This is a genomic window from Salmonella sp. SAL03688 (assembly GCF_046551895.1).
In the GTDB taxonomy this organism is placed as follows: domain Bacteria; phylum Pseudomonadota; class Gammaproteobacteria; order Enterobacterales; family Enterobacteriaceae; genus Salmonella; species Salmonella enterica.
Genome location: NZ_JBGDVI010000012.1, coordinates 65,752 through 77,920, shown reverse-complemented (window position 1 = coordinate 77,920; position 12,169 = coordinate 65,752). Strand labels below are relative to the sequence as shown.

General features: G+C 38.1%; 9 protein-coding genes. All 9 read right to left on the bottom strand.

The annotated features are described in order from the left end of the window. Positions 1-110: 110 nt before the first annotated feature. The gene (gene ugd, locus ACLJR2_RS13820; protein WP_000704828.1) at positions 111-1,277 is read right to left on the bottom strand and encodes a UDP-glucose 6-dehydrogenase; all 1,167 of its coding nucleotides are present in this window, start codon (positions 1,275-1,277) and stop codon (positions 111-113) included. Positions 1,278-1,513: 236 nt separating this feature from the next. Next, the gene (gene gndA / locus ACLJR2_RS13815) at positions 1,514-2,920 is read right to left on the bottom strand and encodes an NADP-dependent phosphogluconate dehydrogenase (RefSeq protein ID WP_000043533.1); all 1,407 of its coding nucleotides are present in this window, start codon (positions 2,918-2,920) and stop codon (positions 1,514-1,516) included. A gap of 244 nt (positions 2,921-3,164) precedes the next feature. After that, the gene (locus tag ACLJR2_RS13810) at positions 3,165-4,277 is read right to left on the bottom strand and encodes an acyltransferase family protein (RefSeq protein ID WP_000136911.1); all 1,113 of its coding nucleotides are present in this window, start codon (positions 4,275-4,277) and stop codon (positions 3,165-3,167) included. Between the two features lie 174 nt (positions 4,278-4,451). Continuing rightward, positions 4,452-5,882, bottom strand: a complete 1,431-nt coding sequence (locus ACLJR2_RS13805; protein ID WP_000368705.1) for an undecaprenyl-phosphate galactose phosphotransferase — start codon at positions 5,880-5,882, stop codon at positions 4,452-4,454. Positions 5,883-5,953: 71 nt separating this feature from the next. Then, positions 5,954-7,387, bottom strand: coding sequence for an O-antigen biosynthesis phosphomannomutase RfbK (gene rfbK / locus ACLJR2_RS13800; RefSeq protein WP_001103640.1), 1,434 nt, complete (start codon positions 7,385-7,387; stop codon positions 5,954-5,956). Beyond that, positions 7,374-8,813: a mannose-1-phosphate guanylyltransferase/mannose-6-phosphate isomerase gene (locus tag ACLJR2_RS13795; protein ID WP_001533691.1), complete on the bottom strand. Its 1,440-nt coding sequence runs from the start codon at positions 8,811-8,813 to the stop codon at positions 7,374-7,376. Before ACLJR2_RS13795 ends, rfbK begins: the two co-directional genes overlap by 14 nt. Next, positions 8,814-9,761 carry a glycosyltransferase family 2 protein gene (locus ACLJR2_RS13790; protein ID WP_001138993.1) on the bottom strand — a complete coding sequence of 316 codons (948 nt, stop codon included), beginning with the start codon at positions 9,759-9,761 and terminating at the stop codon, positions 8,814-8,816. It lies immediately after the preceding gene. Positions 9,762-9,764: 3 nt separating this feature from the next. Next, the gene (locus ACLJR2_RS13785; protein WP_015633002.1) at positions 9,765-10,850 is read right to left on the bottom strand and encodes a glycosyltransferase; all 1,086 of its coding nucleotides are present in this window, start codon (positions 10,848-10,850) and stop codon (positions 9,765-9,767) included. Next, positions 10,843-12,021, bottom strand: coding sequence for an O-antigen polymerase (locus ACLJR2_RS13780; RefSeq protein WP_000231472.1), 1,179 nt, complete (start codon positions 12,019-12,021; stop codon positions 10,843-10,845). Before ACLJR2_RS13780 ends, ACLJR2_RS13785 begins: the two co-directional genes overlap by 8 nt. Positions 12,022-12,169: the final 148 nt, after the last annotated feature.

Sequence of the window (12,169 nt, the reverse complement as noted above, 5' to 3'; positions counted from 1 at the left end):
AGACAGTGTAGTCATAAAGCAAATATATGCCATAGGATTAATGATAAAAATCAGACATTATTTCCATATGGTCAATAAATCATCGGGACTCATCAGCCCCGATTGCCTTATTAATCACTACCGAAAAGATCGCGGGTATACACTTTTTCAGCGACATCCAAAAGCTCTGCCGCCATCCTGTTGGAAATAATGACATCCGCCTGCTGTTTAAAGCAGTGCAAATCACGTTCAAGACGTGAGTTAAAGAAAGTATCTTCTTCCATTACCGGCTCATAGATGATGACCTCTACGCCTTTCGCTTTAATGCGCTTCATAATCCCCTGAATCGATGAGGCGCGGAAGTTATCGGAGCCACTCTTCATAATCAGGCGATAAATGCCCACCACTTCAGGCTTTCTGGCGAGGATAGCGTCGGCAATAAAATCTTTACGCGTACGGTTTGCTTCAACGATAGCGGAGATAATATTATTAGGCACCGACTGATAATTAGCCAGCAACTGTTTGGTATCTTTTGGCAAACAATATCCGCCATAACCAAAAGAGGGATTATTATAATGATTGCCAATACGCGGGTCGAGGCACACCCCTTCAATAATTTGTCGGGTATTTAATCCTAACGTTTCAGCATAGCTGTCTAATTCATTAAAATAAGCGACTCGCATAGCGAGATAAGTATTGGCGAAAAGTTTAATGGCTTCCGCTTCAGTGGAGTCCGTAAACAGCGTCGGAATCTCCTGTTTAATAGCGCCTTCCTGGAGTAATGCGGCAAATTCTCTGGCGCGCTCAGACTGTTCCCCAATCACGATACGGGAGGGATAAAGGTTATCGTAAAGGGCTTTACCTTCACGTAAAAACTCCGGAGAGAAAATGATATTTTCTGTCGCAAACTTCTGACGCATTGCCGTCGTGAAGCCAACCGGCACCGTAGACTTAATAATCATCACGGCTGCGGGGTTGATGCTGATCACATCCTGAATGACCGATTCCACACTGGACGTATTAAAATAGTTGGTTTTGGGATCGTAATCCGTAGGCGTAGCAATAATGACGTAATCTGCATTCTGGTACGCATCAAACTTATCCAGCGTTGCTCTGAATCTGATGTTATCTTCCTTCAAAAATTGCTGAATTTCTTTATCAACAATCGGAGATATCCGATCATTTAACAGTTCAACACGGGAAGGAACAATGTCTAACGCCACCACATCATGATGTTGTGCAATAAGCAAACCATTAGACAAGCCAACATAACCCGTCCCGGATATCGTGATTTTCATTATTCGCTCTCAGAATTAACTTAATTATGAATCATGATGTATTTCGCATCCTGATAAGATATTAAAGTTTTAACGCCTGAGTATATAAAGTGCAACGCAGACGAAAACAATTCAGATTATCTTCATTACGATAAACACAGATTATTAAGTTAATATTAAGCAAAAGCGATAAATCAATAAGAATAGAGATAAAAAAAAGCCCGGTATTAAACCGGGCTTAAACATTTTTGCAGAAATTATTCCAACCATTCGGTATGGAAAACACCTTCTTTATCAGTACGTTTATAGGTGTGCGCACCAAAGTAGTCACGCTGCGCCTGAATTAAGTTAGCTGGCAGTACTGCGGCGCGATAGCTGTCATAGTAGGCCACTGCCGCAGAGAATGTCGGCACCGGAATACCGTTCTGCACCGCGTAAGCCACAACATCACGCAGCGCCTGCTGGTACTCATCAGCAATTTTCTTGAAGTAAGGCGCTAACAGCAAATTGGCAATACCAGCGTTTTCTGCGTAAGCATCAGTGATCTTCTGCAGAAACTGAGCGCGAATGATACAACCCGCACGGAAAATCTTAGCAATCTCGCCGTAGTTGAGATCCCAGTGATATTCATCAGACGCGGCGCGTAGCTGCGAGAAGCCCTGCGCATAGGAGACGATCTTGCCAAGATACAGCGCGCGACGCACTTTCTCGATAAATTCCGCTTTGTCGCCTGCCGGTTGCGCTTTCGGCCCGGAGAGCACTTTAGATGCGGCAACACGTTGCGCTTTCAACGAAGAGATGTAACGCGCAAAGACGGATTCGGTAATCAGCGACAGCGGTTCGCCCAGATCCAGCGCGCTCTGGCTGGTCCATTTACCGGTCCCTTTGTTGGCGGCTTCATCAAGAATGACATCCACCAGGTAGTTTCCGTCTTCATCTTTTTTAGTGAAGATGTCTTTAGTGATGTCGATCAGATAGCTGCTCAGCTCGCCGTTATTCCACTCAGTAAAAGTGTTCGCCAACTCTTCATTGCTGAGGTTCAGGCCGCCTTTCAGCAAGGAGTAAGCTTCAGCGATAAGCTGCATATCGCCATATTCAATACCATTATGGACCATCTTGACGTAGTGACCAGCACCATCGGCGCCGATATAGGTCACGCACGGTTCGCCATCTTCTGCCACAGCAGCAATCTTCGTCAGGATCGGCGCCACCAGTTCATAGGCATCTTTCTGACCGCCAGGCATGATAGATGGCCCTTTCAGCGCGCCCTCTTCACCACCGGAAACACCGGTACCGATAAAGTTAAAACCTTCCGCAGACAGCTCGCGATTGCGACGGATTGTGTCCTGGAAGAAGGTGTTACCGCCATCAATAATGATATCGCCTTTTTCCAGATACGGTTTCAGCGAATCGATAGCTGCATCAGTACCTGCGCCCGCTTTCACCATTAACAGGATACGACGAGGCGTTTCGAGGGATTCAACAAACTCTTTCACCGTGTAATAAGGCACCAGCTTTTTGCCGGGATTCTCGGCAATCACTTCTTCGGTCTTTTCACGGGAGCGGTTGAAAACGGAGACGGTATAACCACGGCTTTCGATGTTGAGCGCGAGGTTGCGCCCCATCACTGCCATACCGACGACGCCGATCTGTTGCTTGGACATTACATACTCCTGTCAGGTGTGGTTACTCATAGGAACTATATCCAATGAGATGAAGTGAATAATATGATAACCCAGACTTAAGGCCCGAAGAAACAATCATTAATTACCTATTTCTACCTACGACACACCGGAATCCTTATCTGGGAACGCATCGGTAGACTAAATAAAAATTTCCTGAGTAACCAGTTGCGTGATATTTTTCCAATAATTAATACTTAAACATTAGGCCGCATTAAAGCTAAAATTAACTTTTAATTGATTGTAAAACCCCACTTAATTTCATCTTCCCTATTACTTTCTGTTTCAGAATACTAAAAATTAGAGGCAGTAGCAAACCTAATGCAATGTAGACAGGAATGGACCATTTAGTGATAAAGTGATTATCATATACATCTGTTCCCGATAGGCTATAATCGCCTAAAATCGAAGCAATTATGTCTAAAATTACATATACCAGTAAATGATATGCCATAATAGTTCTTGAATTTTGACCTATCATTTTTAGCAACTTAATTTCTTTTATTCCCCTTGTAATTAATAGAGAGATAAAAAACACAGCATAAATACCTATCAGCGCATTAATAACAGACATTATTAACCCATCCGGATAATAACTCCATGACATAATTGTCTGCGTAGAGAAACCATAACTTTTCGAAACATATAATATTACAGTTAATAAAATAAAAACATAAAAATTTAATAAGCTATATATCTGATTTCTTATCACGTATCCAAAAATATAAAACGACATACCGGTTAACACTTGGCATATAAAATTCAGCTTATAGTCTTTCACCAGAATATATTGAGGGGATAAATATGTTATTGAGACGGTTATTAATAATACACTAATCGCCACCAACACCGATAATAATAAAGCATTGCTAACAACGACCCGTTTTATGCTTTTTATTATAATTACCGACAAAATGCTCACAAATATATAAGCAAACAGAAACCAACCTGTTAGAAACATTTTATTGTTATGAAAATTTGATTTTATGGCAAGTTTAACCGTTTCATATAGTCCTGTCGAAAAAGCATCACCTGTGTGTATTCCATAACGTACATTAATTAATAATGCAATAGAACCAATAATCAAATAAGTTATTATAAGATAAGGTAACTGTTTTTTTATAACATGCGCTGTAAAATTTGTTATACACCGTGTATCTTTATATAAAACCCCACCAATAAAGAAAAATAATGGCATATGGAAAAGATAGGCATAATAAACATTAAATATGTCATTATTTATATGCCCAACCAATACGAAAATCATACCAAAAGCTTTAACATAATCCATAGTTAAGGAATGTTCGTGGCTTATGGAAAAAGAGTTTTTTTCCGTCATAACTCCGATGATGTCTCCATAACAATAATGTTTCTCAATATATATACTGGACGTTTTTCATATAAAAACATGAAAATAATTGCACATGATTTACAATATAAGATAATTAGTACATAAATTACCTCAAACTGAACATGACAATTATACTAACACTCTGCCAAATATAATATAAAATTAATACGCACCGTTGCGGTGAAAAACAACTTTTACCGTTTTAAACAGAATGGCAATATCATTCCAAAGCGTCCAGTTTTTAACATACCAGGAATCAAAATAAACACGGGTGTCATAATCAACATCATTACGCCCACTCACTTGCCATAGACCTGTCATGCCCGGCTTTGCCATCAAATAATAATCAACATCATCACAATAACGCTCCAGTTCATCCGAAACGATAGGTCGTGGTCCAACCAGGCTCATATCACCTTTTAGTACATTAAAAAGTTGTGGCAACTCATCAAGGCTAGTTTTACGTATAAATCGACCTACAGCTGTGATTCGAGGATCATTTTTCAGTTTAAAATCTTTTTCCCATTCAGCCCTGGCAATAGGATCGTTAGCCAAAAGTTCTTTTAGTACCTCTTGAGAATTCATAACCATAGAACGAAATTTGTAGCATGGAAAAAGTTTTCCATGCCGACCTACTCGCTGGTGACCATAAATAGCCGGACCACCATCTCGAGTAACTTTATACCACAGATAAATCATAAGTGGTGATGCAATTATAAGAATCATTATTGAACAAACAATATCAAATGTCCGTTTGAGAAAACGGGACGACCTTTTAGCCAAGTTATTTTGTATCCTTAATAACATAACTTCATGGCTAAAGATAAAAGACATATCAGTATTATATAATGGTAATCCTCTAAACGAGGGGACTACAGTAACAGAACGACAATGATGTTTTGAAAGTTCACGTAGCCAAAAATGTGTTTTCTCCAACTCGGTGTATTCATAAGCAAGAATATAATGGACATCACCTGTACGATTTAAATCCCAAATAGTCTCAGTATCCTTTATCACCGGTAACATATTTATTTCAGCATCTGACGCATCCGTATCAAAAAAAGCGATAACATCAAACCCCATCATCTCCTCACTTTGCAGCGCAGAATATGCACCACGAGCATTCTGTCCGCTCCCCAGGATGATAGTTTTTTTCTTCCAGATACCTAGCTTGTTCAATAAATGCTTTGTAAGTGCGCGAAAAAAAGGCACCAGGATTATGGCAAAAGTCCAACAAAACACCCAGACATAGCGTGAAAACTGCCATTTTGTAAACGCTATCAGCGCCAAATCAAATATAGCAAAAATAACGATCGTACGAAAAATTTCTTTTAACTCATACCAAAATGGCTTGCGGTATGTATAATGTCGCAAACGAATCCAAAACCAACCGACACATACTACTGACAAAATAAAATGTGTAATAACTCTTGTATCTAATTGGTCTTGAGGAATAAATCGCTGTACTTGATCAAAAATAAAATAGACACATCCTAATGAAAACCATAAGGCTAAATTAAAAAAAATCAAATCCGATATAGCCAAAAAAATTTTACATAGCTGTGGATTATACTTATTATCAATATTATCCATTTAATCCTCACCCTCTGACCGTGCATAATGTAAATAAAATAGGCATATTAAGTTAATAACATTCAATTCTTTTACAGCAAGCATCGTTTTTTAATATTAGCAAGCGTTGTATTTACAAGTTCCTGAGCTCTATTTAATAAATTAGCTTCTGCATAGCAGCGTAACTCAGGTGCATTACCAGAAGCGCGCAAATGCACAATACATCCATCACGTAAGGTAATTCGCATACCATCTGTCATATCTGTAGAAATTGCACCTTCATTCTCCAAGCCAATATAGCTTAAGAGGTTGCTCAGATTTTCTCTGCCCATACTAATTAAGGATTGACTTTTATCAGTCGTAATCCCCTGCAATCTGTCAGAATGGGTATAACGAGTTGGGAGTTCATTGACTAAAGCGCTAATGCTGGTATTCCTACTTTTGTAAAGCAGCATTATTGCTGGTAATACAGCATCACGAGTTGGTAAGGCATGAAGATTCTGCTCGTTAATACAGATGTCGCTTCCTAATAAAAAACCGCCATTGGCTTCAAAGCCGACAATACGACTATAACTCCGCGATAATTCATTAAAAGCTTCGATAACATAAGGTGAGCCAATTTTCGTAAGCTTAACATGTTTAAAAAAGCGGCCAGAAGAAATTATGCTATTACAACTAACAGGAATAGCGACGGCTTCTGCATCCAATGCAAGTGAACATAATAGACCTAATATATCGCCTCTCAACCACTCGCCTGCCTCATCAGCAATAAGAGGGCGATCACCATCCCCATCTGTTGAGAATATGGCATCTAAATCGAACTCTTTAGCCCATGAGCGTGCTTTTTCCCGATCCTCTTTGCTTACAGCCTCTGTATCTATAGGTACAAAGTTATCGCTTCTACCCAAGCTAATGACTTCAGCCCCCAATGCAATAAATAAAGGCTTATAAAGATCACGCCCAGCGCTTGAATGTTCGTAAATACCAATACGCTTATTTTTCAGGAATGGAGTAGAAAATAAAGATGTATAACGAGATATATAATTAACAGCAGCCATTTCTGAAACTATGAGTTCTTTAAGCTCTAAATGGCTACACGTATCTTCAACACTAAGGATCGCAGCCTCATCATGTTTCGTGATTTCACTATCGGGACGATAGAACTTGAGGCCGTTCCGCTCGAATGGAATATGACTTCCCGTAACCATTATCGCAGGCATATTGTCAGACATAGACTGAAAGGCCAAAGCTGGGGTTGGTACCACTCCATAAAAAATACAGTTAACGCCTTTATCCGCCAATGCAGCAGCACACGCCTGAGCCATCCCATAACTACTTGGACGATTATCTATTGCCAATGCTACGGTATCAAAGGAAAAATGTTCCTGCATAACGGCAACAAATGAAACCGTAAAAGCAGCACATACCTGAGGTGTAAAATCTTTTACAAGACCGCGAGCCCCACTCGTTCCAAACACAATACCTGATGAATGAATAACATCACGGCTATTATTAACTACGTTCATTAGTCCACTCCTTCGAAAATCCAGAACGTTGTTCTAAACGAATAATATCATCCTCACCAAGATAGGTACCTGATTGAATCTCAATTAACTTCAGGGGGATCATTCCGGGATTTTCCAGCGCGTGAATAGTATCCGGAGGAATAAATGTTGATTCATTTTCAGAAACCATATAAATCTGCTCTCCCTTTGTAACACGAGCAGTCCCGGATAATACTATCCAATGCTCAGCCCGGTGGTGATGCATCTGCGCCACAAATTTCTCACCCGGCTTAACAGTGATACATCTAACGAGGTAATTTTTGCCGCTATCAATCACATTATATTTTCCCCAGGGGCGGAAAACTTCTTGATGTTGTTTATATTCGTTCCTATCATTTCGTTTTAAATAATCAACAATTTTTTTAACATCTTGTACTGTATCTTTATTAGCCACCAGTAAAGCGTCTGTTGTTTGAACAATGACAAGATTGCTTACACCAATCGCACTTATAAACATATCTTCGGAATAAATGTAATTATCATTACAAGCATGTGCGAAGATATCTCCTTTTAAAACATTTCTCTGATGATCTTTATTCGATATATCCCATAGTGAGGACCAAGATCCCACATCCGACCAGCCAGCGCTCATTGGTATCACCACGGCATGCTGTGTGTGCTCCATAACTGCATAATCGATAGAATCACTCGGGCATGACATAAACTCTTCTTTATCAATACGAATAAAATCAAGATCGGGATTTATATGTCCTACCGCCTTTTCACAAGCTTTGTAAATTTCAGGTGATAAGTACTTCAATTCGTTTAAATAAGAGCTTGCACGAAATAAAAACATACCGCTATTCCAGTAATATTTCCCTGATTTGAAATAGTCACCGGCGGTATCGATATCCGGTTTCTCCACAAATTCAGCCACTGCATAAGCGTCATTTCCTATCAACTCACCACGACGAATATATCCATAACCCGTTTCAGCATGCGTTGGAACAATACCAAAAGTTACAAGCTTACCATTTGCGGCGTATTCTTCAGCATGTCTGACAGCTTTCGTAAAAGCTATTTCATCCTGGATCACATGATCTGCAGCAAGTACCAACAAAAGAGGATCAGCATTATCAGCATTCTGGAGCGCACAAAACGCGGCAAGAGCGATCGCTGGTGCAGTATTACGGCCTACTGGTTCGAGAATAATATTATTTGCTAACTTGTCAATTTCACGGAGTTGTTCAGCGACTAAGAAACGGTGTCTGTCATTGCAAATGACAACGGGTTCTTCTGTAGAAAGTGAAGCTAATCGCTTTATAGTATTTTGCAGCATTGATAGTTTACCTTCAACGCTTAGAAACTGCTTCGGATGATATTCGCGTGAAAGCGGCCATAAACGGCTACCTGTGCCGCCAGCCATAATTACGGGAAGAAAAGACATTTATTTTATCTCTTTTGACGAAGAATATTGGATATTATTCCAATAACTCTTGTACATGCTAAAATAGCGACATGTAGACAACGGTAAAGATTGCCAATGCTTGCCTAATTTGTAACCCAGAAATTTAGCAAAGGTTGTTAATAAAGCTCTTGGAATCCAGAACGGTGCATTTTTAAGCAGAAATTGAATCTCTGATTTTACGAAGCGGAAACCCTCACCACCGGCTCCGCCAAAGTCACGCTGAATCCAAGGGTTACAGGCATGAAATACCCCTGTATCAAAATACCGTTGGAACTCTTGTTTTGGCGTATAATTATGCGAATGCCTTACGCTGGCTTCTGCGCAATAAGCAATTTTATACCCCGCCTGGATCATTCTCGCAGCCATAAACATATCTTCAGCGAGGATAGTATGTTCAGGAAACCCCCCAAGTGCTTCAAAAACAGACCGCCGATAAGCTGCAAAAGAATTTGACATAAACACGGTTTTAATGCCGAGATTTTTTATATCATTTTTACTTTTAATTAGAGTTTCAGTACCATAATTAAAATTTCTTGCGTGTATAGCAAGAGGATTAGCATCATGATGAGGAAGCTGTCTGCCACATACTGCAGCGACATTTTTGTCATTAAATAATGATAATATTTCTTCCAGGGCATTTTTGTTTTCAAATATAGCATCTTGGGTTAAAAAAACAACAAAATCACTTTCTTCGGCAGAAGCTAATGCTTTATTTCTCGTCCCTCCGTGATTAAATTCACTTGATGATATAACTATAATATTGTTGGTATAAGTGCTTGCAATATTTCTAGTGTCATCTGTCGATGATGAATCAATGATTATCAATTGTGATGGCTGATTAGTTTGTTTTTGAAAAGCGTGAAACCACTCATTCCATCTAGCAGTACCAGCATTATATGTAGGAACAATTAAAGTAAAGGAGGGCATTTTTTAGTCCAAAAGCTCAAGTATTTTTTTACCAAATTGTGTTTTATTAACAATGTGAAGCTTTTTATGGCTTTCAATACCTTCAGCCCCAACCTCAGTAGCAACAACCGTTGCACCCGCCTCAAGCATCTGTAACACCTTTATTTTTACTCCAGCTCCATATAGTAAAGGTGCAACACTTAAATCGGCCTTTTGAAAAGCCAAGGTAGGATCTGATACAGCACCAGCGACATGTACGTTAGATATACACTTGCCGATCAACTTCAGTAAAGGTCTGGGAGCCAAGCCTAAAATCCAAAGATGGATATGTGGATTTTGTTTTCTTATTTTAAGAAAAACAAAAAATATAAACCATATTATAGACCAGTGGTTTTCCGCACGCTTCATGTAACCAAAAAAAATTAAATTTTTTCTATCCTTAAATTTATCTACAACCTCTTCAATCGGAATACAATTTAATACCTCACCAACTTTTTGTACTCCAAGATCAGCAACCTCTATAACTCCCTTATAATTCATTTGCTCAAGTAACAATTTATCTTTATGAGACATTGCCACAATTTTTTTCAACTTACAGAATAAGTTTGCCTCAACTTTTGCAATCTCTTTATTGATAGGTTTCTTTGTAAGAGAACGACTTGTGCGCTGTGATACAACATCATGGGCAAAATAATGAATATTTGGATGTAAAATATGTTTTACCACTCCTAAAACTGATGGAAAATCAAGCCATACTAAGTCGTAATTCGTGTGAGAGATCTTATTATTTATCCGTTTAATTAAGCTTTTATTTACTCTAGTAAAAAACCATGGCGCAATAAAAGATTTATATTTAGCATTGAAAAGTATCCCTTTAAGATAATCTTTCTTACTAACGTTGATTACTTCATAAGAATGGCATAGTGCTTTAATTTCTGGATTTTCATATTGTGTTGCAGGAGATATAACAATAACATCGACTTGACTGCCATTATTTACATGTTTTTTTAAATTATCACCACAAATGGCCTCACCAGCACCGATCGAACCTCTCGCCCCAGGATGAAAGGCACTAATAAAAAGAACTTTATGCATTTTTAATTCAGCCATTATTTTTAAGTGGGAGTAACTTATAGATGAAATAAAAAATCATCATAAATATGAATAAAAGAGAAATATATTTAACACCATAGGTAAGGTCTTTTCTCATTGCAACAAATATGAGGGAAATAATTGGAAAATGATAAATTATGAGCCTGCTTTTCTTGGCTACACGATAAAATACTATTAGCATTACACCCAAGATTAAACCATGCAGGAATACTCCGACATAACCAAGTGAATGAAAAGCCTCTGTGAATATAAACTGCCCACCTTTATCCTCATAAAAACGCATCTCATTATTCTCGAACAAAGATTGTTTATCTAAACCAAAAATGCCATATATAAAAGCAGGGATAATAAATAATATGGGAGAAAATAAATCTAATACTCCCCCATAAGGTAAATTATTATATAAATGCGTTCTCACTTCATTAGCCAAAGTCGCTAAAGAAAAATGTGTTTCATACATCACGGCAAAAGGTATAGCTGTAAAAATACTTCCTCCTGAAGTTGAAGTGCTTTCACGCAAATATAAACCTAATCCAGCAATGAAAAACATTATTATACAAATAATGCTTACTTTGATAATACGTTTAAAATTAATTTTATAATTTAGCATATAGAATGACACGAAACATAATATTAGCAAAATTAAATTTTCTCTTCGTCCCTGAATAAATATAGAAACAAGTATTAATAGCGATACTGCTATGACAACTTTATTAGTTATTGATATTTCTTTAAAGTTGACACGAATGCTAGTTAATAGTGCATAGTTAGCAAGCAATCCCGATGAAGATATGAGAATATCTCTGGTTTGATTTTCTGCACTACCTTCATAGATTGCTATATAAGGCGTATGTAGAAATGCTATGTAACCACCATATGCAGCGACGCCTAAGGCGAAAATTAGAAACGCTGAAATAATAAAGCATACTGAACAAAAATTTATAAAACACGAATTATTAAAATCTTTTATTCCTACTAACTTGATTTTAGAAAATGCAAAATAGCCGAGAAAAACTCCCACTACCCCCGTGGATACGACCATGATTACATCGCCCACTGTATCAGTATATGCAAGGGCCCCTAGTGGTGATAATTGAGGAAATTGAAGATAAAGAATTCCACATATTATATATATCCCAATAGCAATAAACCAAGCTAAAAATACCATAACACATCTCATATTATTAAGCGATAAGGAATAAGATAATACTTTATTACATATATTTATCTTGTTTAGATTTATACCTTATTTTCAATAGCCAAATAGTCGCTTTTGCGTACACCACTACACTTAATATATATCGGTTTCATTATCA

What these genes read in the sequence shown, in the direction of transcription:
- ugd (WP_000704828.1), bottom strand. Translation starts at nt 1,277, where the DNA reads ATGAAAATCACGATATCCGGGACGGGTTATGTTGGCTTGTCTAATGGT.
- gndA (WP_000043533.1), bottom strand. Translation starts at nt 2,920, where the DNA reads ATGTCCAAGCAACAGATCGGCGTCGTCGGTATGGCAGTGATGGGGCGC.
- ACLJR2_RS13810 (WP_000136911.1), bottom strand. Translation starts at nt 4,277, where the DNA reads ATGACGGAAAAAAACTCTTTTTCCATAAGCCACGAACATTCCTTAACT.
- ACLJR2_RS13805 (WP_000368705.1), bottom strand. Translation starts at nt 5,882, where the DNA reads ATGGATAATATTGATAATAAGTATAATCCACAGCTATGTAAAATTTTT.
- rfbK (WP_001103640.1), bottom strand. Translation starts at nt 7,387, where the DNA reads ATGAACGTAGTTAATAATAGCCGTGATGTTATTCATTCATCAGGTATT.
- ACLJR2_RS13795 (WP_001533691.1), bottom strand. Translation starts at nt 8,813, where the DNA reads ATGTCTTTTCTTCCCGTAATTATGGCTGGCGGCACAGGTAGCCGTTTA.
- ACLJR2_RS13790 (WP_001138993.1), bottom strand. Translation starts at nt 9,761, where the DNA reads ATGCCCTCCTTTACTTTAATTGTTCCTACATATAATGCTGGTACTGCT.
- ACLJR2_RS13785 (WP_015633002.1), bottom strand. Translation starts at nt 10,850, where the DNA reads ATGGCTGAATTAAAAATGCATAAAGTTCTTTTTATTAGTGCCTTTCAT.
- ACLJR2_RS13780 (WP_000231472.1), bottom strand. Translation starts at nt 12,021, where the DNA reads ATGGTATTTTTAGCTTGGTTTATTGCTATTGGGATATATATAATATGT.